21 protein-coding genes are annotated in these 22271 nt (G+C 64.3%); 7 read left to right on the top strand and 14 right to left on the bottom strand.

Annotated features, from left to right (window positions below; translation table 11 throughout):
• Positions 1-11: 11 nt before the first annotated feature.
• The 4 genes from ACHMXB_RS00845 to ACHMXB_RS00860 all read right to left on the bottom strand — a co-directional run bounded on the left by ACHMXB_RS00845 (position 12) and on the right by ACHMXB_RS00860 (position 4414).
• The gene (locus tag ACHMXB_RS00845) at positions 12-1208 is read right to left on the bottom strand and encodes a TerC family protein (RefSeq protein WP_395401924.1); all 1197 of its coding nucleotides are present in this window, start codon (positions 1206-1208) and stop codon (positions 12-14) included.
• Between the two features lie 86 nt (positions 1209-1294).
• On the bottom strand, positions 1295-2050 hold the full coding sequence (locus tag ACHMXB_RS00850; RefSeq protein WP_190607954.1) for an SRPBCC domain-containing protein: 756 nt from the start codon (positions 2048-2050) through the stop codon (positions 1295-1297).
• A gap of 150 nt (positions 2051-2200) precedes the next feature.
• Positions 2201-3952 (bottom strand): RecQ family ATP-dependent DNA helicase, encoded by a 1752-nt coding sequence (locus ACHMXB_RS00855; RefSeq protein WP_395401926.1) that lies wholly within the window; start codon positions 3950-3952, stop codon positions 2201-2203.
• 156 nt (positions 3953-4108) lie between these two features.
• The gene (locus ACHMXB_RS00860; protein WP_395401928.1) at positions 4109-4414 is read right to left on the bottom strand and encodes a YegP family protein; all 306 of its coding nucleotides are present in this window, start codon (positions 4412-4414) and stop codon (positions 4109-4111) included.
• Positions 4415-4597: 183 nt separating this feature from the next.
• On the opposite strand from ACHMXB_RS00860, the gene ACHMXB_RS00865 reads away from it, so the two are divergent.
• The 3 genes from ACHMXB_RS00865 to ACHMXB_RS00875 all read left to right on the top strand — a co-directional run bounded on the left by ACHMXB_RS00865 (position 4598) and on the right by ACHMXB_RS00875 (position 9482).
• Positions 4598-5014 (top strand): ester cyclase, encoded by a 417-nt coding sequence (locus tag ACHMXB_RS00865; protein ID WP_395401930.1) that lies wholly within the window; start codon positions 4598-4600, stop codon positions 5012-5014.
• A gap of 408 nt (positions 5015-5422) precedes the next feature.
• Positions 5423-6502 (top strand): TM2 domain-containing protein, encoded by a 1080-nt coding sequence (locus ACHMXB_RS00870; protein WP_395401932.1) that lies wholly within the window; start codon positions 5423-5425, stop codon positions 6500-6502.
• A 1015-nt stretch (positions 6503-7517) separates the two neighbouring features.
• Positions 7518-9482, top strand: coding sequence for a hypothetical protein (locus ACHMXB_RS00875; RefSeq protein WP_395401934.1), 1965 nt, complete (start codon positions 7518-7520; stop codon positions 9480-9482).
• Between the two features lie 123 nt (positions 9483-9605).
• Here ACHMXB_RS00875 and ACHMXB_RS00880 read toward each other — a convergent pair whose 3' ends face one another.
• Positions 9606-10289 carry a haloacid dehalogenase type II gene (locus ACHMXB_RS00880; protein ID WP_395401936.1) on the bottom strand — a complete coding sequence of 228 codons (684 nt, stop codon included), beginning with the start codon at positions 10287-10289 and terminating at the stop codon, positions 9606-9608.
• 190 nt (positions 10290-10479) lie between these two features.
• Positions 10480-11559 (bottom strand): glycerophosphodiester phosphodiesterase family protein, encoded by a 1080-nt coding sequence (locus ACHMXB_RS00885; RefSeq protein ID WP_395401938.1) that lies wholly within the window; start codon positions 11557-11559, stop codon positions 10480-10482.
• A 384-nt stretch (positions 11560-11943) separates the two neighbouring features.
• On the opposite strand from ACHMXB_RS00885, the gene ACHMXB_RS00890 reads away from it, so the two are divergent.
• Positions 11944-12366, top strand: coding sequence for an ester cyclase (locus ACHMXB_RS00890; RefSeq protein WP_395401940.1), 423 nt, complete (start codon positions 11944-11946; stop codon positions 12364-12366).
• Between the two features lie 63 nt (positions 12367-12429).
• On the opposite strand, the gene ACHMXB_RS00895 is transcribed toward ACHMXB_RS00890, so the two are convergent.
• From ACHMXB_RS00895 to ACHMXB_RS00905, 3 genes are all read right to left on the bottom strand, one after another.
• Positions 12430-13359, bottom strand: coding sequence for an SAM-dependent methyltransferase (locus tag ACHMXB_RS00895; RefSeq protein ID WP_395401942.1), 930 nt, complete (start codon positions 13357-13359; stop codon positions 12430-12432).
• A gap of 125 nt (positions 13360-13484) precedes the next feature.
• On the bottom strand, positions 13485-13637 hold the full coding sequence (locus ACHMXB_RS00900) for a hypothetical protein (RefSeq protein ID WP_190607788.1): 153 nt from the start codon (positions 13635-13637) through the stop codon (positions 13485-13487).
• A gap of 217 nt (positions 13638-13854) precedes the next feature.
• The gene (locus ACHMXB_RS00905; protein ID WP_395401945.1) at positions 13855-14556 is read right to left on the bottom strand and encodes an HAD hydrolase-like protein; all 702 of its coding nucleotides are present in this window, start codon (positions 14554-14556) and stop codon (positions 13855-13857) included.
• Positions 14557-14625: 69 nt separating this feature from the next.
• Between ACHMXB_RS00905 and ACHMXB_RS00910 the strand changes: the two genes are divergently transcribed.
• Positions 14626-15093, top strand: coding sequence for an Lrp/AsnC family transcriptional regulator (locus ACHMXB_RS00910; protein ID WP_395401947.1), 468 nt, complete (start codon positions 14626-14628; stop codon positions 15091-15093).
• Positions 15094-15123: 30 nt separating this feature from the next.
• Here the strand turns inward: ACHMXB_RS00910 and ACHMXB_RS00915 are convergent, their stop codons facing one another.
• Both ACHMXB_RS00915 and ACHMXB_RS00920 read right to left on the bottom strand, forming a co-directional pair.
• Positions 15124-16548, bottom strand: coding sequence for an aldehyde dehydrogenase family protein (locus ACHMXB_RS00915; RefSeq protein ID WP_395401949.1), 1425 nt, complete (start codon positions 16546-16548; stop codon positions 15124-15126).
• Positions 16541-17593 (bottom strand): homoserine dehydrogenase, encoded by a 1053-nt coding sequence (locus ACHMXB_RS00920; protein ID WP_395401951.1) that lies wholly within the window; start codon positions 17591-17593, stop codon positions 16541-16543. Before ACHMXB_RS00920 ends, ACHMXB_RS00915 begins: the two co-directional genes overlap by 8 nt.
• Positions 17594-17891: 298 nt before the next feature.
• Here ACHMXB_RS00920 and ACHMXB_RS00925 point away from each other — a divergent pair, with 298 nt between their 5' ends.
• Both ACHMXB_RS00925 and ACHMXB_RS00930 read left to right on the top strand, forming a co-directional pair.
• The gene (locus tag ACHMXB_RS00925; RefSeq protein WP_395401953.1) at positions 17892-19331 is read left to right on the top strand and encodes an amino acid permease; all 1440 of its coding nucleotides are present in this window, start codon (positions 17892-17894) and stop codon (positions 19329-19331) included.
• Between the two features lie 123 nt (positions 19332-19454).
• On the top strand, positions 19455-20255 hold the full coding sequence (locus ACHMXB_RS00930) for an IclR family transcriptional regulator (protein ID WP_395401955.1): 801 nt from the start codon (positions 19455-19457) through the stop codon (positions 20253-20255).
• Here ACHMXB_RS00930 and ACHMXB_RS00935 read toward each other — a convergent pair.
• The 3 genes from ACHMXB_RS00935 to ACHMXB_RS00945 are packed head-to-tail and all read right to left on the bottom strand — an operon-like array spanning position 20252 to position 22259.
• Complete coding sequence (locus tag ACHMXB_RS00935; protein WP_395401957.1) at positions 20252-21028, bottom strand: IclR family transcriptional regulator; 777 nt, start codon at positions 21026-21028, stop codon at positions 20252-20254. The two genes, ACHMXB_RS00930 and ACHMXB_RS00935, sit on opposite strands and share 4 nt — an antisense overlap.
• Positions 21029-21060: 32 nt before the next feature.
• Entirely contained in the window at positions 21061-21813 is a 753-nt protein-coding gene (locus ACHMXB_RS00940) for a cyclase family protein (RefSeq protein WP_395401959.1), read from the bottom strand.
• Complete coding sequence (locus ACHMXB_RS00945; protein ID WP_395401961.1) at positions 21810-22259, bottom strand: hypothetical protein; 450 nt, start codon at positions 22257-22259, stop codon at positions 21810-21812. Before ACHMXB_RS00945 ends, ACHMXB_RS00940 begins: the two co-directional genes overlap by 4 nt.
• Between the last annotated feature and the right edge of the window lie 12 nt (positions 22260-22271).

Raw genomic sequence — 22271 nt, forward strand, 5'->3', positions numbered from 1 at the left:
GGACAGGTGGGCTACTTTTCGCCGGCGCGCTCCAGGGCCTGGTCGTGCTCAGTGTGGGCCTGGCGGATCAGGTTCATGAACTCGGTCTCGTTGCGGATGAGGCGCTTGTACTTCTCCGGGAGCTTCTTGAGTTCCTGCTCCTCGTGGACCAGCTTGTCGAAAATCCGCTCGCGCTCGGCGATGTCCGTCTCGTAGTTGAGGTCCACGTACGTGGTGGCGTGCCGTCTGGCGCCGGAGACCATGGTCTTGGCCTTGCCCTTGGGGCTGAGGAGGGAGCCGACGATGGTGACGGCGAGTACGCCGAGGATCACGCTGAGCGACAGGCCGGTACTGATTTCGACGACATTCACGTGTTCGCCGTCGTTGATGAACGGCAGGTTGTTCTCGTGCAGGGCGTGCAGGATCAGCTTCACACCGATGAAGCCGAGGATGGCGGCGAGGCCGTAGGAGAGGTAGATGAGCCGGTCGAGGAGTTCGTCGATCAGGAAGAACAGCTGCCGCAGGCCCATGAGCGAGAATGCGGTGGCGGTGAAGACGATGAACACGTTCTGCGTCAGGCCGAAGATGGCCGGGATGGAGTCCAGCGCGAAGAGAATGTCCGTGGCGCCGATGGCCACCATCACCAGGAGCATCGGCGTCAGGACCTTCTTGCCGTCCACCTCGGTGAAGAGCTTGTCGCCGTCGAAATGTTCGGAGGCCGGCAGGAATTTCTTGGCGAGCCGGACCACGAGGGTTTCGCTGTCGTCGTCGTGGTTGTCCGGCTTGAGCAGGTTCCCGGCCGTGATGAGCAGGATCAGCCCGAAGATGTAGAACACCCACGCGAAGCTGTTGATCAGCGCGGCGCCGAGGAAGATGAAGCCGGTCCGGGCGAGCAGCGAGAAGACGATGCCGAACAGGAGCACTTTCTGCTGGTCGGCGCGCGGCACTTTGAAGCTGGACATGATGATCAGGAAGACGAACAGGTTGTCCACGGACAGCGCCTTCTCGGTCACGTAGCCGGCGAAGTACTCGGTGCCCATTTTGGAGCCGCCAAAGAGCCAGACGCCGAGGCCGAACACGAGTGCCATGCCCACGTAGATGGCCGACCACGTGGCGGATTCCTTCAGGGATGGGGTGTGGGCCTTGCGGACGTGGAAGAAGAAGTCGAAGGCCAGGAGCGCAACGATCCCGGCAATCGTGAGGGTCCAGACAATAGCGGGGACTTCCATGCTGCCTCTTTCCTGAGCGTTTCGGGTGGGGCGTGCAAGACAACCCTACCCAGTGCGCTCTGCCCGCCCGCAAGGCGCCGCTGCACTCAGCCGTACATCAGCGAGCCCGGCGTGGTGAGCTTTTCCCCGGTCTCAAGCCAGGTCTTCAGGCCGGAGAGGATCATCGGCCAGCCGCCGTAGAGCTGTTCGTTGGCGCCTTCGCGGAGCTGGTCGTGCGTGACGGTGAGGTGGCAGGAGTCGTCACCGACCGGCTCGATTTCCCAGGTGACGCGGGACGTGCCTTCGGCCTTGACGTCCTCGCCCCAGAGCGCCCGCATGGTCTGCACCAGCCGGCGCGGGGGATCGACTTCCAGGTTCTCTCCCTCGCCCAGAAGCTCTCCGGCTTTGGGGTTGCCCATTTCGAAGCGGGAGCCCGGCGTCCAGTCCGACTTCAGCGTGTTTCCGAACTGGTACTTGCTGCGGATGTCGCTGTCCGTGATGGCTTCCCAGAGCCGTTCGGGAGTGGTCTTGATGTAGATTTCGAAGATCTTTTCCATGGGACTTTCCAATCGGGATTTGAGGTCGCTGAGCGCAGCGGCCCATGGTTCTGCGTATTTGCTCACCCAGCGGTCGTGGACGAGCCTGATGGGCACCGGATTGAGGAAGTGCAGCTTCTCGCGGCCGCGGCGCCGGGTCACCACGAGGCCCGCCTCTTCCAGGATCTTCAGGTGCTTCATGACGCCGAACCGGGTGATCTCGAACCGCGACTCCAACGCGCTGAGGGTCTGGCCGTCCTCGCTGAAGAGCGCGTCAAGCAGGTCCCTGCGGATGGGGTCGGCGAGGGCCTTGAATACGGCGTCCACACGGCCAGAATAGGTGACCATTTGGTCACATGTCAATGGTCCGGAAGCGTCCCTGACCACCTCCCCAACTAGGTAGCACTTCAGGGCGTTCCCAGCGCTGGGAACGCCCTGAAGTGCTACCTAGTTGGGGGTGGGAGGGGAACGACGGCGTCAGTCCGCCAGCGTCAGGATCTTCCCCTCCGTCACGGCCTGGCGGGAGAGCGTCTTGTAGCCCTCCTGCTCGAAGAGCACAGTGATCACGTCCTCCTCGTGCCGCATGACGATGCCCGCGCCCCACTCCTTGTGCACCACGGCCGCCTGGAGCGGGAAGGCCTCCCCGCCGGCGGCGGCCACGGCGCTGTCGTCGTAGTCCTCTTCGTAGGCCGAACCGTCGGCACAGTTGTCGCAGTTGCCGCACGGGTCGGGGAGGTCCTCGCCGAAGTAGCCCAGCAGGAACTGGCGCCGGCAGGCGTCCGTCTCCGCGTAGCCGCGCGCCATTTCGATGCGGGAACGGTCCACGCGCTGGCGTGCTTCGGCGAGTTCGACGGCGTGTTCCACCACCTTGGGCAGCTTGGCGTCAGTGTCCAGCCGGATGCCCCGTTTGAGGGCCTTCACGGAGCGGGTCTCCTGCAGCTCGTTGAGCAGGCCGGTGAGCCGGCGGGTGGGGATGCCGGTCTGCTCGGCGAGCGCCTTCTGGGTGACCGGGCCGTCGGCGGCGCGCAGGGCGGTGAGGACAGCGAGCAGCGCCTCCTCGTCCGGCTTGTGGGTCCCGAAGAATTTGCGCAGGCCCAGGTCCTCGGGCCGGTAGTGCAGGACGGCGGAGGCAGGGTCTCCGTCCCGGCCGGATCGGCCGATCTCCTGGTAGTAGGCGTCGAGGGATTCGGGGATGTCGGCGTGGATCACGAAGCGGACGTTGGGCTTGTCGATGCCCATGCCGAACGCGGTGGTGGCCACCACGACGTCGAGTTCGTCGTCAAGGAACTGCTCGTGGACCTGGTCGCGCTCGCTCTGCTTCCGGCCGGCGTGATACGCCTCGGCACGAAGCCCGCGTTCGGTGAGTTCCGCCGCGTAGGTTTCAGTGTCCTTGCGGGTGGCGGCATACAGCAGGCCGGGCCCCTTGAGCTCGGCCACCTGCTCGACGACTGCGCGCCGCTTGTCCCGGTCCTCAAGGTGCCGGACGACGTCGAGCCGGATGTTGGGCCGGTCGAAGCCGTGGACCAGCACCAGCGGGTCCTTCATGCGCAGGCGCTGCTGGATCTCGTCACGCACCGGCGGAGAGGCGGTGGCGGTGAGCGCGGCGACGGGCGGGTTGCCGAGTTGCGCGCGCACCTCGCCCAGGCGCAGGTAGTCGGGGCGGAAGTCGTGCCCCCAGGAGGAGACGCAGTGGGCCTCGTCCACCACGAACAGCGAGACATCCATGGCGGCGAGCCGCTCCACGGTTTCGGTTTTTGCCAGCTGTTCGGGGGCCAGGAAGAGGAATGTTGCCTCGCCCCGTTCGGCGGCCTCCCACGCGTCCTGCACCTCCGAATCCTTCCGGCCGGAGTTGATGGCGGCGGCGGACTCCCCGCCCAGGTCCTCCAGCAGGCCGTCCAGTTGGTCCTCTTGGAGGGCGATCAACGGGGAGACGACGACGGCGGGACCGCGCCTTGCGCCGTCGGCCGCGGTGGCGTCGGGGTGCTTGCCTTGGTGGCCGCGGTGGATGAACAGGGCGGCAACCTGGTAGATGGCTGACTTGCCGTAACCGGTGGGCATGACGGCGAGGACGTCGCGGCCAAGGGCCAGGGCGCGCATGCCCGCGAGCTGGCCGTCCCGCAGGTGGGGGAGCCCGTAGGCGTCGGCGGCGAGCTGGCGGAGGCCGGCGTCGGGATCTGTGCTGGTGGGGCTTGCGGTTGTGTCGGGTGTGGCGGCGAGGGCTTCGGTCATGGTGGCAGCTCCGTACGGGCGTTCCAAGGCCGGGTGTCTTCAGCCGTGGAACCCACCCTAGTGCGAGGTTCGCCCGGCGTCATGTCCTCCGCAGCGCACGGGCATCCGCGGACCGGCCGGCCACGTGGCCGGCGGGCCCGTCATTCCGCCACTCCGTCAGAGCGAGCGGACCCTGCGGACCCCGGGACCGCGGTCCGCGGCCGGGAAGCGCGTATGGGAGTGGAATCTCACGGTTGCGTGGGCGGCCCGGGACTTCGGGTTGATGAGCTCCCCATGCCCGCCGCGGCTCATGTCGCGGATGAGTCCGGTCCCGGCGACTTCCCTGGTCCAGGAAATCCCCGCCACGGCTGCCTCTTTGGTGGGGTAGTTCACTGAGACGGCCACCAGGGTGCCCGTCCCGTCCAGAAGCCTGACGCGGAAGCCGCCGTCCGGGGCGTCGATGATTTCAAAGTAGCCGGCCATGACAAACCTCTTCGGTCCTGCACATTCTTGGCATGTCCCCTAAGCCTATTTTGGACCTCTCCGACCCGGAAGGACCGCCCTGTTGGGCGCCGGAATTCGGAAAACAATTGACTGTTGTAGCCCGGAAGGACCGGTGGGAAGATCTAGCTGCCGAAGACGGCCACAAGCTCAAAGGAGACGGAGATGGCTGGCGGACAAGGATTGATCAAGCGGTTTTACAACGAGGTGCTGACCGGCGGAAACCTGGCGCTCATCGACGAGATGGTGGCGGACGACGTCGTCGATCACGAGGAGGGCTTTCCGGGGCAGCCGCCGGGCAAGGAGGGCGTGAAGTTCTACGTGAACGCCGTGCGGGCCGCATTTCCGGACCTCGCGGTCAAGACCTCGGAGCCGGCGCTCGCCGATGGAGACCTCGAGGCGGTACACGTGACCCTCACCGGAACGCACCAGGGCGACTTCGCGGGCGTGCCGGCCACCGGCAAGTCGGTGGAATTCTCGGGCATCGACATCATCCGGGTGCAGGACGGCAAGGTGGCCGAACACTGGGGATCGACGGACACAATGAGCCTGATGCAACAGATTGGAGCCGTGCCAAGGTAGGGCCGAATTAGCGACCCGAAACAAACAAGAAGTACGACGACGGCGGGCGACGCGCGCCGTCGTCGTGCGTCTTCTCGGCGCGTCGTCCGGGACGCGCCGTGGCGTCCCCGTGAGCCCACGCGAAGCCCTGTATCATCCCTTCAGGGGGCGGTGACGCCGAAGCGTCAACCTGGGGGACAGCAGCAGATGTGCAAGCCATAAAGCCTTAAGAAAACGGGCTTTTGAAGCCATGTGCCCGCGGTCCAGCCACGTGTTATCCACCACAGGTCTCGCTCACGCGGTGTTCCTGTCCCAGGTGGATTCCGCTCGACCAACCCTACTGCACCACCCCCTTCCGCACTGCCCACCCTTCTTCCTCACTCCGCCACTTCGGCGACCCCTGCCGTCGCCTGCCCTGAAAGGACTGCAATGAGCCACCCCGGCCCAACCCTGCCACCGCCCTCCGACTACACCACCTACGGGGCGCCGCAGTATGCGAACGGGCAGTTGCTGGACGGGCAGAACCCGGGGCAGGCGTATCCGGGGCAGTACGGGTCCTTCCCGGGGCAGTACGGGGCGGAACCGCAGAAGTCCTTCCTGGTCACTTGGCTTTTCGCGCTGCTCCTGGGCGTGCTGGGCGTGGACCGGTTCTATCTCGGCAAGACCGGCACGGGCATCGCCAAACTGCTGACGCTGGGCGGAGTGGGCTGGTGGGCGCTGGCGGATCTGGTCATTACGCTGGCCGGGAAGCAGACGGACAAGAGCGGCCGGCCGCTGGCAGGGTATGCGCAGCTCAAGAAGGTGGCTGTTGTGGTCACGATTGTCTTTTTGGTGGTCAACATGGTGATTGGCGTGTTCATCGGGATTGCCGCCGCCGCTGTTGTCCGGCAGGCCTCCACCCCGCCGATCGTCACCGCCGCTCCTGTCGCGACGGAGAACGCCGCGGCGGATCCCTCGGCGGATCCGACGGCCACCGGGGAAGCAGTTGCAGGGGAAGACCGTCAGCACCTGGCGGCGCAGACGCTCACGGGTACCGGCGACGCCGTCAAGACCGTGGACCTCAAGGGCGTCCCCGCCGTGGTGACGTTCACGTGCAAGGCCTGCAGCGGCAACACGGTGCTGGAAACCAACGGGCATGAGATGCTCCTGGTCAACGCCGTTGGCGCGTACGCAGGGTCGCACCTCGTGGACACCAGCACGGCGGCCACCACTGAGTTGGCCATCAGCGCCGATTCTGCGTGGACGCTTAAGATCGAGGACATCGACAGCGTTCCCACCTCAACGGACAAGGTGAGCGGCCACGGCGACATGGTTCTCTACTGGGATGCTTTCAGCGACAAGGCTGCGGTCACCAACAAGGGCGAAGGCAACTTCGTGGTGCAGGGCTTCGGCAGCGAGGTTCCCGAGCTGCCCGTCAATAAGATCGGCGATTACAGCGGCACCGTGAAGCTCACCCCCGGCTTCGTCCAGGTCAACTCCGACGGCGACTGGACCATCGCGGCGAAGTAGCGTTCCGCTACCCAACTGAAGGCCCCGCGGGACCCGGCACTTGTGCCTGGTCCGGCGGGACCTTTTGCGTCCGTCGGTTGAGCGCGGCGAAGACAGGGACCCGCTGGTTGAGCCTGCCGAAACCTGAATTCCACGCGTGGGCATACAGGTTGAGCTACAAGGTTTCCTGCGCTCAGCCAGGCACGACATAGCCCCTCGACTGCTCCGTAACCGCCCTTATGGGGCCGCAAAACGGCAGGTACGGAGCAGTCGATGGTAGATGCGACGACGGCGCTTCCGTGGTTGAGCGCGTCGAAACCTGCGGGTTGAGCCTGTTGAAACCGGCGTGTCGACGAGCTCGGTCGGCGGAACCCGGGCCCCGGTGGTTGAGCCTGTCGAAACCCGCGTGTCGAAATCGCACTCATCGCCTCTCGAAACCATGTTGTATTGCCGTCTTTCCCTTTGGCCCAGCTGAGCGCACAATGTCCCTGCGAGCCGCAGGATGACCGTGCGGCTCCGTAGGCTGGCGGTAGACATGGGCAGGAAACTTTCAAAGGCGTCTGTTTCGGCACTCAAAGCAAATTCAATATCTAGTTCGGAGCGACACCGGCTCTTGAAAGCCGGGGCCCCGGTTCTTGGTGTTCTGCTGGTATTGGGCATGCTTTGTCTGGCGGAGGTTGGGACCGTGCCGGCCGCGGCAGTGAACACAGCTGTCGGGGCGCAATTCACGCCGCGTCTGGCGTCCACGCCTACACCGACGGAAGATCTTGGCCCGCTGTGTGCCCAAGCCGCTGGTCTGACCAAGGCAGGCAAACCTGCGGACGCCTTGGCCCTGATTGAAAAGGTCCGCGGCCAGGGACGGAGCCCCGCTCTGCCAGCGACGACGGCCTGCGAGCTGGAGCGGCTTGCGGCCGTCCGAGCGGCAGCGCAGCCCGCGCCACCGGCCCCACCTCAGAACCCGGCCGAGAAGGCAGGCGCCAACTGGGACCGGTTCAACGCGGAGTGGATAACGCCCCTTTCGAAGGCTGGACTCGCGTTGCTGGGGCTGGTCGTTTCCTTTCTGCTGCTCGCGCGGCTTTTGGTGATTGTTCCAAAAATGCCCTTCATCAAGATGCGTCCGGAGTGGCGGGCAGGACTGTTGTTCGGTGGGCTGGGCCTGATACTCCTGGGTTCCGTCGGCATGGTTCTTGCGCTCGGCTCAGCAGCTACGGGCGCTGGCCTCATCGGCATCGTCTGGGGCTTCGTCGCCCTCGAGTGGGCTTTTATCGCGACATGCGGTGCTGCGGCTGTCGCCCTTTATCTCAGCAGCCGGCTGCGTGTGTCGTTGGACGTGCGCGGTTCGGATGGCAAGAGCAGCGGAGCTGACACTGGGCACATTGCTGCCCTTCTGCATGAGTTCGGCACCGCACCACCGAGGGGAGTCGAGACCACTGTAGGCACCGACGTCAATGACCTCGGCGACACCGCTGTGGCCCTGACGTTCAGCAACAAGTTCCTGGCTACGGCTCAGAAGGTCTTGACTTCTATTTTTGGAGTCACTCCATGGAGGGTGACCGCTTCCCCCGTAGGCGAGGACACACTGACCGTCGCCATCACGCGAAACGGCTGGACGGTTAACGCGGCCAACATCGACCGGAGGGCCTTGGGTCTGGCAACGGCACAGGTCGGGGCTGCCGAGGGCAGAGCAACAGCGTCGAAGGCGGGCTCCGATGTGCAGGCAGAACTGCATAAGATGGCGGCCGCCTTTGTTCTGACTTCACTCGCCCTCAAGCATCATGGGTTCGAAGGGCTTTGTGGTGCCACGGACTGGCGCAGCCTCGGGCTTCACTGCATCGCCACTACCGACTCCGGCATTGCAGAGGAGCAGAAAAGGAAGCTGCTGGGCGCTGCCCTTGATTACGACGCCGGAAACATGCCCGCCGAGGCGGCATTGCAACATTCGTTGTTCCGGGAAAGCACCAATGAAAAGACGCTTCGGACCTATGCGGAGTGGTTGCTAGGCAGGGCTACGGGGATCAGGGAGGACATCAGGCGGCGAGCGAAATCGGCAGCAGGCTACATGCCTCTCGTTTACCGGATTGAACTGACGTTACTCAACGTTGTCCTGAACCTGCCGGCCCAGGACCCAGAACTAGGTCCGTGGCGCAAACTGGCACGAGACATCGCTGGGAACATGGTTCGCGAACTCGGGCCGTCGGAGCGGCTGCACGTCCCTGGCCCCTGGGCCCATGCGATGCGCCTGTACGCCGCGCTCGCCTACGAGGACCTCCGTCCCTCCCGTGTCGGGAAGGTCGCTCCGCGCAGTGAGCTGTACGTCCAAGCGCTTGCGTCTGTTGCGCCGCGCACTGCATACAACGCGGCATGCAGCATCGCCCGGAACAAAGGTGCGGTAGCCGAAGCGGACGTGACCCAGCGGCTGGAGTACGCTTTTGCCGACTCCGAGTTCAAGGCCTGGGCCAGGAAGGACCCCGAGCTCGCGGAACTGCGGCAGCAGGAAACTTTCCTGAAGTTCCTGGGGATACAGCCGCGGCAGGACTTCTGGAAGCTCGAAGCGTTTGAGCCTTACGAAAAGCAGCTGCGTAAAGCAGGGATAGCAAGCCCACGCGATCTGTACGCACACGATGTGGGACAGAGTGACATCAGCGCGTACCTGCAAGTAAACCCGTTGCTGATCAAGCGCCTTGCCCGGCTGGCAGCCCTTGTCCGCCGAGCCGAGGCAGTGCCGTCCTGGGGCGCGACTAAGCCGGCGCAGACGTTTCGGGTGGAAGTGATTGGGGCGCTTGTGCAGGCCGGCATTGAACGTCCAGAGGACATTCCCTTTGCGGGCCAGCCCGGTATTGACGACACCTTCGTTAAGAAGCTGCAGGACACCATTAGGGAGCGGGTTCTCATAGCCCCGGACGCCGCGCCGCTGAAGGAGTGGCTGCGCCGGCTGAAGAAGAAGCGGCCGGTGGAGCAGGAAGCCGTTCAGCCTTCCGAGGTCTCCGACGAGGAGACATGAAAGATGGTCTCCTCGGGCTCGGCTTCCAATGAGCGTTCGAAGACCTTGAGTGCCTTCGCAACTTCGGGAAGGGATTCCTGCCGGTCCAAAGCGAGGTTTCCTGAGCCCTCTGAGGCGGTGGGTTCACCCAGCGGCGTTGGCCAGGGCCGCGGCGAGGTCCGGCAGTGACGCCACTGTGTAGTCCGGGGTAGTGAAGTACGCCGGGTAAGGCGCGCCCGAACGGTTGATCCAGGCGGTCCGGAGTCCTGCTCGCGCGGCGCCGTGGATGTCCCAGGGGTGGACCGCCACCAGCAGCAGCTGCTCCGGATCCGTGCCGCAGGCTGCCCCGGCATGGTCGTAAGCCGCGCGGGCGGGCTTCCACGCCGGGGCGTCCTCGACCGACAGCAGACGGTCGAAGCTGCCCCGGATTCCGGCGGCGGTGAACAGTTTCTCCGCAACGCTGGTGGAGCCGTTGGTCAGCGTCACCAGCCGGTATCCGGCTGCCTTCAGGGCCGACACTCCTTCCGGCACGTCCGGGTGGAGTCCCAGACCGGCCATGCCCTGCATGACGTGGTCGACGGCGGCGTCGGTCGCCCGATTCAGGTCCACACCGGCCAGGAGTCCGCGCAGCGCCTCGGCGCCGATTTCGGCGAACGCGGTGTTGTCGCCTGCCGCGGTGAGGGCGAAGCCGTCACGCAGGAGGGTGGCGAACCACAGCTTGGCGAGCGACGCCGGTGCGCCGGTTTCGGCGAACCGCTCGGCCAGCGGGGACATGTCGGAGAGCGTTTCGTTGACGTCGAAGACGACGACGGAGGGTTGGGTCGGCACGGAACGGCTCCTTCTGCTGCGGCTGGGTCGTGCCCAGTCTTACGCAGCCCGCACCTCGGCGGTAGGGCTCACGGATGGGGAAGTTCGACGGCGGTACTCGCCTCCGTGCGAACCTCCAACTCATCGAGTGCTCCATAACTGCCCTAATGGGTGCGCAAAAGGGCCGTTATGGAGCAATCGATGGAAGAAACTACCCAGCCGCCGCGTAGGCCTTCGGCAGCTTCAGTCCGCGCTGGTCCATGAGGGTGCGCAGGCGGGTGGGGTAGTCCGTGATGATGCCGTCCACTCCGATGTCCATCAGGCGGGCCATGTCCGCGGTGGTGTTCACGGTCCACGGGATGACGGGCAGGCCGTACTCGTGGGCCTCGGCGATCATCTGCGGGGTGACGGAACGGAACGTGGGGGAGATGACGTCGTAGCCCAGGGCCTTGGCGGCCTTGGCGAGGGAGCCGTCGTAGTCATCGATGTCGATGCCGCCCAGCTCCGGTGAGGCGCCGGGCTTGCCCACCTGCAGCCAGGCGTCGCCGCTGGAGAGCGCCACGACAGGCAGTTGCGGGGCAATCTTCTTGGTGTAGTTCAGCGTTGACCAGTCGAACGACTGCACAGTGGTGCGGCCGGACATGCCCGCCATGTAGATCTCGGTGACCACGGCCTTGGTGAGCGCCACCGCGCCCTCGCCGCCCGCCTGCCCGTCCTCCACCTTGGTCTCCACGTTGAAGCGGATCTTCTTGGCGCCGTAGTCGCGGACCAGCTGGAAGACATCCCTGAGCTCGGCGATGCGGTTGCTCTCGATTACCTGCTGCTCCGGGTATCCGGCCAGCTGGGCGTAGCCGCAGTTGAGCGTCTTGATCTGGGCCAGCGACAGCTCTGCCACCCGGCGGCCCGCATAGGGGAACTCGGGATCGTTGGGCGTGGCGGGAGCGGTGTCCGCGCACTTGTTGGCCTGCATCGTGTCGTCGTGCCAGACGATCACCTTGCCGTCCTCGGTCAGGTGGGTGTCCAGTTCGAGCGTGCTCACGCCCAGCTTCAGCGAGTTCCCGAAGGCGGCCAGCGACTCCTCGGTCCACTCGCCGCGGCCGCCGCGGTGCGACTGCAGGTCGAAGGAGCCGTTGCGCTCGTTCGTCGTGATGGCTGAGGTGGCAGTACCGGCAGCGTTCGACGACGGCGTCCCGGCGTCCGCCGTCGGGGCAGCGACGGCGGGTCCCGCCGTCGCTGTTAAGACGGCGGTGAAAAGCGCGACGGCGGCCGCTGCGGTCAGGACTTTGCGCATGGTTTTGGTTCCTCCCGGATGACGGTGGCCGGCGCTGAGCCGCCGACCCGTTCACCCTAGGGAGGCCAGGTGGCCTGCGGTCTGCAGGGAGGTGGCGCTGAGGTTAACAGGCCGCAGCGGCCCATTGATAGTCACCCTGGTGCTCGCATGCCTTCCGGTTGCCTTGCGTATTGACAGGCCGATGAGGCGGGAATATCTTCTGGTTTGACGGGGCTTTAGCCCTTGTTGCTCATTGTTTCGGCACTGGCTTCGGGCCGCTTCCGGTGTGGCGACGGCGCCGCCGGAAAGGGCACCAGCCGCGCGTGTCCGGGCATCATCCCGCTACGGCGCGGCGGCCTGGCACCCTGGGGAATATAAACGGTCTCATTCAATTGGGAGCAAGAAATGTCCGACGGGGCAGGCCTGATCAAGCGTTTTTACACGGAAGTAATGGAGGCCGGAAACCTGGCGCTTATCGACGAGTTGGCAACGGATGACTACGTCGATCACGAGGAGGCTCTTCCTGGACAGCCGCCGGGCAAGGAGGGCGTCCGGTACTTTGTGACTGCGGTCCGGACTGCCTTCCCGGACATCAGGGTCAAAAGCATCGAGCCGTCGTTCTCCGACGGGAACATGGAAGCGTGCCACGTCATTCTCACCGGTACCCACGGAGGGGAAATGAGTGGTATTCCGGCAACGGGAAACACCGTCGAATTCGCCAGCACAGACATCATTCGCGTGATGGACGGAAAAGTCGCTGAGCACTGGGGCACCACCGACAACATGACGCTCATGCAGCAGATCGGCGCCCCAGGCACAACAGGGTGATCCGACAGCGGTGCCTGGGGCGCGCTTCGATGTGCCCGTTTGAGCCGGCTCGGGGCCGCCCGGTCACGGCAGCCAGGCGGTGACGAAACCGCCACGGGACTGGTCGGGGGACGGCTGTTCCCGCTCAGATCCGGCCAGATTGGCTGTGCCCGAAGCGTCCAGCGACAGCACCCGGCCGTACATCGAGCACAGCTCCTCAACTGTGTGAGTGCTGCAGCGCCAGCCTGCCGGTTCGAGCAGCTCCACCGGGTCCGGCGGGTCGGCCCGCGCCAGCAGTTCGCTCATGGGCAGGCCCGTCTGCTCACTGAACTCGCGCAGCTTGGCTTCGATGTCGTCCGTCTTCGGCAGGGCCACGGCGCGCTCAATCACCGCCCGCGATCCCGGCGCCGACAACGCCGCCACTTCCCCAAGCACGGCACGCTGCGAAGCGGCGTCCAAGTACGGCAGCAGGCCTTCGAGGACCCACGTGGTGGCCTGCCCAGGGTCAAAACCGGTAGCGAGAAGTTGCTCCCGCCACGGCAGGGACAGGTCCGCGGGCAGGGAAATCAGTTTGCAGCGGGGCTCCGCGGCAAGTCGGCTCATCACGTGGGCCTTGAACTTCAGGACGGTGGCACTGTCGATCTCAAAAACCTTGGAGCCGTCGGGCCAGTCGAGCCGGAACGCCCGGGTGTCGAGTCCCGCCCCGAGAACCACGTTCTGTGCGGTGGGTGTATCGGACTGCAGGAAATCGTCGATGAACCGGGTCCGCATGCCGATGTAGATGGACGCCAGCAGAAGTGGCTGCTGCAGGGGAGGGGCCTCCGCCGGTTCCGCCGGCCACACCGTCGGCAGGTCCAGGTGGGAGCGGGCGGCCACCACCAGGGCGGAGGCGAACGGATCCGCAACCAACGCGTCGGCCCGTGACGTCTCAACGGCACGGCCCGCCGCCACCGCAAGGGCCGTCAGCGGCAGCCCCTGGTCCTCCAGTTCGGTACTGCCTGCAGGTTCAGTCATGCCTGGCCTCCCGCCGTCGTGGATCTTGTAGGCGAGCCTACCGTGATGGCCATAACGGTTCCCCAGAACGGCTTTCCAAGGCAGCCCCGGCGCGACGGTTCAGCGGCCGGCGGTCCCCATGCGCGTCAGGCCTGCGCGGGGTTGTCCCACCAGCCTTCCCAGGCCGAAGACGTGAGCTGGCCCTGGGGGAAATCGGTGTTCGATCCGGCATCGCCGAATGCGGAATTCCCGTCATTGCGCGAGGAATTGAAAAACAGGTTCAAGGTATTCCAAAGCATGGCTAATTCCTTTCAATTGACCTGCGGATGACTCTCTTCTTTCAGGTAGGAATTAGCGTAGCCACGGCATGTTTCATGGCGTCGACCCAACGTTTCGTTCTTGTATCGGTCTGCTCACATGGCATCGCGAACCGAATCGCGGACCTGTTTGGCGAGGAGCACCTAGAGCCTGTCTGCCGGAGGCTTGATCTCGACAGGCTCGATCAGCGCTTGCTGGTCATGCAACGGGCGGCCGGCTGGCCAGGATCAGTGGCAGCAGGGCTGCGGGGGAGGTGACGACGGCGGCCGCCTCCGACGCTTCCCCGGCGTCCCCGTAGCCCCAGCGCGCGAATATTGTCGGGATTCCATGTTGGGCGGCTCCGGCGATGTCGTAGCTTCGGTCTCCCACCATCGCGGGGCTGGAGATGTCTACGCCTTCGGATTGGAGCCGCACCAGCAATTCGGCGATCACCTCTGACTTGCTCGCTCTTCCGTCGTGGTCTGACGCGCCGCAGATGTTGACGAAGTAGCCGTCAATTCCAAACCTTCGGGCGAGTCTTATCGCTTGATCCTCCACCTTGGAAGTGGCGACAGCCATTGGCATGCCGGCCGAGTGCAGGTGGTCAAGCAGTTCTACGATCCCGTCGTAGGGGATGGACTGTTCGGCGCCGTGAGCGGCGTACTCTCTGCGGTAGTGTTGGAGAGCTTTTTGGGCGGTTTTTTCGTCCAGCTGTGAGACTGTTCTGAAGGACTCGATCATCGGCGGCCCGACGAAGCGGCGCAGTTTGTCCATCGATGGGACCGGTGCGCCTACAGTTGCCAGGGCGTGGGCCGCGCTTGCTGTAACGCCGGGAGCTGAATCCAGCAGCGTTCCGTCCATGTCGAACAGAATGCAGCTATTGCCAGTAAGGGCGGGCCGGATCTGCTGCAGAAGTGTCATTTTTTCAGGGGCTTTCGGTCTTGGAGCGGGTTCCGGTTGTCCGGGCAATTTTTGTGGTGAAGGGTAGGCATGGATCGAGTGAGTCTTGATCAGATAGATCAGAGGATTCTTGCGGAGCTCACGAAGAACGCCCGCATGAGCCACGCAGAGCTGGCCACCAAAGTCCTCTTGTCGAGGAACGCTGTGCGCCAGCGGATCGACCGGATGGAACGGCAAGGGTATATCCAGGGGTACACGATTGTTGCCGGCCCGCCCGGTCAGGGGCCGGTGTCCGCGTTCCTCATGGTTTACAGGAAGGACCGGGTACGTGGTGCAGACGTCATCAACGTATTGCGGTCGATTCCGGAAGTGGTCCTGTGTGACGTCGTGAGCGGTGACTTTGACCTGCTGGTGAGGGTCGAGGCCCGCTCGCTGGAGAGGGTTCAGGAGATCTGGGAGCAGATCGCGGCCATTCCCGGCGTCACGGACACGGTCACGGCCATGACGCTGTCCAGTTATATCAGGCGGGGCGCCGGAGGTGCCGGCGCCACCGAGTGAAGGTGATCAGCCTCCGGACATGGCGGCACTTCAGGAACTCGGCCAGTTCTTGATGCAGATGACCTTGGGCTGGGTCATCTCCTCATACGCGAAATGGACGCCCTCCCTGCCCATGCTTCCGTACTTCGCCCCGCCGAACGGCATGCCGTCGAACCGGTAGTCGGAGGAGTCGTTGATCATGACGCCGCCAGCTTCGAGCTGCTGGGCTGCCTCCATCGCCCTGGCCAGGGAGTCGGTGAATATGCCCGCATGGAGACTGAACTCGATGGCATTCGCGACTTCGATGGCCTCTTCGAAGGTGTCGAACTTGCGAAGCATGACCACGGGCCCGAAAACTTCCTCCCGCCACAGGCTGCTGTCCTCCGGGACGGCTTCCAGTACGGTCGGCTGAAGCACATTACCGTCACTGACATTGCCTGCGAGGAGTACAGCGCCGGCGCCGAGGGCGGCGTCCAGCTTGCTTTGCAGCCCCTGCAATGCCGCGGGGCTGATTATGGGCCCGACATCCGTCTGTTCATCCGATGGATCTCCGGCAACCAACCTGGCCGTTGCCTCCAGGAATCGACGGCGGAACTCGCCGTACACCGGGGCGGCTACGAGGATCCGCTGCACGCCCACGCAGTTCTGGCCGGCTGCCCAGAACGCTCCGGAGACGCAGGATTCCACGGCGTTTTCGATGCAGGCATTATCCAGGACAATCACGGGGGCGTTTCCGCCGAGATCCATCGACAGCTTCTTCAGGCCTGCGGTGCGGGCGATACTCTCACCAGTGGAGAACCCTCCGGTAAAGGACACCATTCGTACGTCCCGGGACCTGATTATTGTTTCGGCTACCTCCCGGTCGCCATGAACAACGGTGAGTGCCTCCGGCGGGAGCCCGCAGTTCACGAGAACGTCCGTGAGCAGCTGGGCCGACAGCGGAGTCAGTGCGGAGGGTTTGAGAATCACGGCGTTTCCTCCGGCGAGTGCCGGGCCGACCTTGTGTGCCACGAGATTAAGGGGGTCATTGAACGGGGTGATCGCGGCAATGATGCCTAGTGGCTCCCGCGAGTACCAGCCGGTGCGCTCCTCCGAGCCTTCATAGGAGTCGAAGGGGATGACTTCACCTGCGTTCCGGCGCGCTTCGGCAGCAGAGAGGCGGAGCGTGTTGACCGCGCGCAGTACTTCCTTCCGTGCCTGGCGAATCGTTTTCCCGGCTTCGGACACAATTGTTTGTGCGAACTCCTCGGTGCGCTGCTCGATCTCCGTTGCCGCGCTGTCCAGTATCTTCCCGCGCGCGTTCCGGGACAGTGCCTGTGCCTTCCGGGCGCCGATGCGGGCCGTTTCGATCACGGCTTTTCCGGCGTTGGCTTCGGTCAGCGAAACCGCGCCGACCACCCTTCCGTCGTACGGACTCGTCACGTCACGGAACTGCGGCAGCGCCGTTTCCGTCGAACACAGTGTGGATTCAGGCATTTGCAGATACTTCCGTCCTGGCTGCGTGGATGGCGATGATGTCAGAGAGCAGGGCATAGGCGGTCTCCACGCGGCCGGCCCCCGGCCCTGACACGGTGACTGCCCCCAGAAGATCGGTCTCGAAGGACACTGCGTTGGTCGCACCGGAAACGCCGGCCAGACCATGATCGAGTGGGAGCGCTACAGGGGAAACGCCTGCGGTCACGGTCCCGTCCGGGTTCCGCCGTGCCGCACCGATGAGCTTCCAGCGGCGCCCCTCGCGGGCTGCCTTCTGAATATTCTCCGGCGTCACGGTCGAAAGACCCCGCCGCTGAACGTCCTTAAGCCCGATGCCTGCATCGAGCAGCTCGTTGGCCAGGATGAGGACCTTGAGCTGGACGTCGTAACCCTCGATGTCTGCTGAGGGGTTTGCTTCGGCGTAGCCGCGTTCCTGTGCCTCGCTGATGGCCGTTTCGAAGTCCAGGCCGTCTTCCATCCGCCCGAGCACGTAGTTGCTGGTGCCGTTGAGAATGCCTTCGAAGCCGTTCAGCTCAAGCCCCGCGAACATCTTCTTGGCCAGGCGGATGACGGGGGTGCCGCTCATGACGGCGCCCTCGAATTCGAAGTGCACGCCGTTCTGTTCGGCCAGGGAAGTCAGCTCGGCACCACGAAGGGCAACCGGGCCCTTGTTCGTTGTGCAGACGCTCTTGCCTGATTCGAGTGCCCAGCGCACGTGCGAAACGGCCGGCTCGCCGTCCTGCGGATTCGTGAAGGTGGCCTCGCAGATGATGTCTGCGCTGCAGTTGCGGATCACTGCCTCGTTGTTGGTGTCCGCGGACCCTCCGTGCGCGGCGAAAGACTCGCTGCCGGCGGCCAGGCTGAGGGGGATTGAGAGGTCAATTCCTTCGGGCTGGACCAGGGATCCGAGGCGCAGATCGGTGATGGCCACCACCCGGAGGCCGAAGCCCAGCTCGGACCGGAGTGTCTCGCCTCGTGTTGCTATCAATTCGGCCAGCGTCCTGTTGACGCCGCCGAAGCCGATCAGCGCAATGTCATAGGTGGTCATGGTGCTCCTTCATCAGTTACATCGGTCCTCCAATGCTGACCGCATTCCATGTCCGTCGGTGCATGTGATTGTGACCGAAAAGCAGGGCACATTGACCATCGGACTGCCGATTCGGCAGCGGGGCTTGCCGTAACCTTCGGTCAACATAGACATGTTCAAATGTTTTTAATGACCAAAACGGCATTTTTGTGTTACTTTCGTCACCACCGCTACTGCACCGCCCGCGTCGGCTTGTCCCCTGCGCCCGGGCAACGTGCGCACTCTTCGCATCAGACTTGCCACTCACCTGGGAGAAACCATGGAACCCTCATCACCCGTCCAGCTAGAACCACAGCCAACGGTTCCGCCGTCGACCGATTCCGGTCTCCGGCGGTCCATGGGGGCAAGGCATTTGGTCATGATCGCCATGGGTGGGGTGATCGGTTCCGGGCTTTTCCTGAGCTCGGGCTACACCATTTCCCAGGCCGGGCCACTCGGTGCGGTCATCGCCTATCTCATCGGCGCCTTTGTTGTGTACCTGGTGATGGCCTGCCTCGGCGAACTCGCCATCGCCTATCCGGTCTCCGGCGCCTTCCATATCTACGCGGCGAGGTCGATAGGGCCGGCCACCGGGTTCACCACGGCCTGGCTCTACTGGCTCTGCTGGGCAGTGGCCATCGGATCCGAGTTCACTGCCTCCGGACTCCTGATGCAGCGCTGGTTTCCGGGTGTTGACGTCTGGGTCTGGTGCGTCATCTTCGCCTCTGTCCTCTTCGGCCTCAATGCAGTTTCTTCGAAGTTCTTCGGCGAATCCGAGTTCTGGTTTGCCATCGTCAAGGTCGGCGCCATCGTGGTCCTCATCGTTCTCGGCGGCGCGGCCCTGTTCGGCCTCCACCCGCTCAGCCAGGGGGCCAACCACCCTGCCATGTTTGAGAACTTCAACACCGCCAGCGGACTCTTCCCCAACGGCTTCACCGGCGTTCTCGTCACCGCACTTGCAGTGTTCTACGCCTTCTCCGGCTCAGAGCTCATTGGCGTGGCAGCCGGCGAAACCGCCGACCCCGCCACCAGCATCCCCAAAGCGATGCGCAGCACCGTCATCCGTCTGCTGATCTTCTTCGTCGGGGCAATCGCTGTCATCGCCGCCACCATCCCGTTCGATCAGGTGGGACTGGATGAAAGCCCGTTCGTGACGGTCTTCTCATCCATCGGCATTCCTTATGCCGCCGACATCATGAACTTCGTCATCATCACCGCACTCCTTTCAGCCGGAAACAGCGGTCTCTTCTCCTGCGCACGGATGCTCTACTCCCTGGCCGACGAGGGGCATGCCCCCCGGGCGCTGAAGAAGCTGACCCGCCGAGGCATCCCCATGACTGCGCTTTCGGTCAGCATGCTCGGTGGCCTGGCATCACTCATCAGCAGCGTCGTTGCCCCTGAAACTGTCTACTTGGCCCTCGTCTCGGTGGCAGGATTCGCCGTCGTCGGAGTCTGGATGTCCATCACGGCCTCGCATTTTTTCCACAGGAGGTCCTTCGTCAAGAACGGCGGCGATGTTGCGGCTCTTTCCTACAAGGCCCCCCTGTTCCCGCTGGTGCCGATCCTGGCCTTCTCGCTCTGCCTCATTTCGCTCATCGGCATCGCCTATGACCCGAACCAGGTCGCCGCCCTCTATTTTGGATTCTCTTTCGTTGGCGCCTGCTATGCCTTCTTCTACTTCAAGTACGGACGCAAGGCGCGCGCAGACCAGCTGTCCTGACGCCGTCGTCCACCATCCTCCAGACGCTTGGTGGCGGGGGAGTTCCGTCCCCGCCACCAAGCTCGGAGATCAGCTCCAACATGTGAGAATAGGCGTAGTCATCGGGCGGAAGGAGCATGGACGGTGGATTCTTCCTCGGAAGCGTCATCCATGGCCCAAGGGCTTCGGATAGTTCGGCTGGTCGCGGATCGGGAGAAGCGGGGAAGACGCCTGCTCGGCGTTTCGCAGATCGCGTCCGAGCTGGAGATGGAACAAAGCCGTGTCTCCCGGCTGACGCAGGAGCTGTGTGAGCTGGGACTGCTGGAACGCGTGGAACGCGGGCCTTTCCGGACGGGCCCACGTTTTTTCGGTCTGGCCGCAGCGCTGAATACCGGCTGGGTCCGCGAATCAAAAGCCGCACTTGAGTCTTTGGTGGCTTCGTTCGGCCTGAGATCCCGGATTTCCGTGCGTGAGGGCTTCCGCGTCATTCTCCTGCGGACCTCCGGCCAGGACGCGGTTCCCGGCAGCTTCGTCAAACCCGGCATGGTGACACCCGTGTGGTGCACCGGGTCCGGCCGGGCCCTGCTTTGGGACGAGCAGCAGCCGGCCGTTCAGGCCCTCCTTGAGGCCGTCAACTTCATTGGCGTGGGCGGCCCGGGGGCGGCCCATTCACCGCAGGAAGTCGTCGAACTGATGGACCGGGACAGGGCGCGGGGCTTCATTGTCGCGGCGGAAGAATTCGAGCACGGAGTCTACGAGCTGGCCGTTCCGGTCCGCGGCGCTGACGGCTCCATTCTTGCCGCGCTCAGCGTCCTGGGCAGTCGGGCCGAGATCATGTCCGGCACCGATGACATCGCAACGGCCCTCATGGCAGCGGCCAAACGGCTTGGCTCCAGTGAGGGGCGCACGCGGCACGACGCCGGCCGGAAGGGCCTTGCCAGCTAAGGCCCGTTTTGCGGCGCGACCTGACCCAGCGTCGACTCAAGCCACTTTCCCCAGGACACGAGGGCAGCGGCGCAGGACTCCATCCTCGGCTGCAGGCGTGTCTTGGCGCCTACCACCTGCAGCGCTGCCACTACCTCGCCCTTGAAGTCGCGAACCGGAACGGCCAGGGAATACAGCCCCGGCTCGGCTTCCTCGTCGACGATGGAGTATCCCCGTGCCCGGGCGGCGCGCAGCCGTGACAGGAAATCCTCGACGTCGTGGGGTGTGTTGGGGCCGTGGCGCACGAACGCGACGCCGGAGAAAAGGGTTCGGACGTCGTCGTCCGACGCTTCCCATAGCAGCGCCTGACCGGCATCGCTGCAGTAGGCCGGGTAGGGCCGGCCCAGCCAGGAACCGATCATGTTGCTGCTGGCCGGCACACGCTCACCGACCGTGACCGTGCTGTCTCCGCTCAGAACTCCGAGGAAACATCCTTCATCAGTTTCACCGGCCAAGCCTTCCAGGGCAGTCGCGCCGTCAGTCTGCAACCGCTGTTCTGTCAACACTTGGGCGTCCGTCAGGAGCGACCAGTCCAGGGTGTAGGTCCGATGGTCGCTGCGCGCCAGAAACCCCTCCTGCTGGCCCGTCCGCAGGCTGCGCGCAACCTGGCTGCGGTCTTTGCCCAGATCGGCTGCTATATCCGCGACCGTTCCGCCGGGCAGGCCTTCTGCGTTGCGCGAGCCGACCGCTAGGACAGCCATAATTCCCCGGCCCATGCTGGATGTCTTGGACATGGATCCGATTCTAGTCACTGGACGAGCGCGTCTTAGTGGATGGCGAAGACCCGGGCAGGAAAACCGCTGCCGTCCAGTGGCTTGGGCCAGCTGGCAATGAGGGCAGCGCCCGCTTCTGGAAGTCCGTCCAGGTTGGCCATCAGCTCGATCTGCCACCGGTTCTGCGCCAGGACGTAGGTTTCCAGGGTGAAATCCTGGCGGGATGTGGCCAACCCGGGGTCTGTGTCCGTCTGTTCATGACCGACGGCGGTAACCGACCGTTCCTCAACCAGGAAGGAGAGGACTTCCTGCGACCAGCCAGGTGTGTGGCTGACACCGTCATCGTCCCTGTTTGCCATGGCGGCAGCGTCGGGCCAGTGGTGGCTCCACCCCGTCCTCAGTGCCACAAAGGCCCCCGGCGGGATGGCACCGTTGCGGTGTTCCCAGGCCTTGACGTCCTCCAACGTCGGAGTGGCGTCCGCATTTGCCCTGACGCGCTCGGTGATGTCGAGGACGGCCAGCGGAAGGACCATTTCCTTCACGGGAATCTGGTCCAGGGTCCGTCCGTGGGAGGTGAAATGCGAGGGGGGATCAACGTGTGTTCCCCATTGTCCGATGATCGAGTAGCGGTGAGCAGTGAAACCGTCACCCTTCTCCAGGTCAAATACGGCCTCCCTGACTTCGTCGGGGAATGCCGGGAAGTGTGGCTGGCCGGGGTGGAAGGCGTGCGTCAGGTCAGTGAATGATCTGCCGGCAAGCAGCGTCTGCAGACCGTCCCAAAGGGAGGTTGTTGCGACTTCACTCATGATGCAGCCTGGCTTTCAGCGAATGCCGGAAGGGCAGTGCTGGAAACGCTGATTGGCCCGGACAGCTCGATGACAGGGACCTCCCACGGGTGGATATCCACGATGTGCTGAAGGAAGAGTTCCACCGTGGCGTCGTCAAGGGCTGCATCGAAGTACGTTGTCAGCACAAGGGTCGGCGAAATCGTCTGCTGGCCCACCTGCCCCAATGTAGGGTTGGCGCCGGCGGCGCAGGTGAACCCCTCGAAACCCAAGCCTGATTCGAAGACGTGCCGGTAGTTGCCGAAATCCCCGAGGTCAGGGGATTCCGCCACAGCCTGGAGCAGGGCTTCAATGCCTGCCTCATCCTTGAATGCTTCTGCCTCGCCGTCGGCCAGCCGCGAGAAGGTCTCCGAGGCTATGGGCCAATGCACACGCAGCTTGCGCACTGGTTTCATGTCAATTTTCAAGGAAAGCCTCCT

Origin of the sequence: Arthrobacter sp. UC242_113 (genome assembly GCF_044054585.1) — a bacterium.
GTDB lineage: Bacteria > Actinomycetota > Actinomycetes > Actinomycetales > Micrococcaceae > Arthrobacter.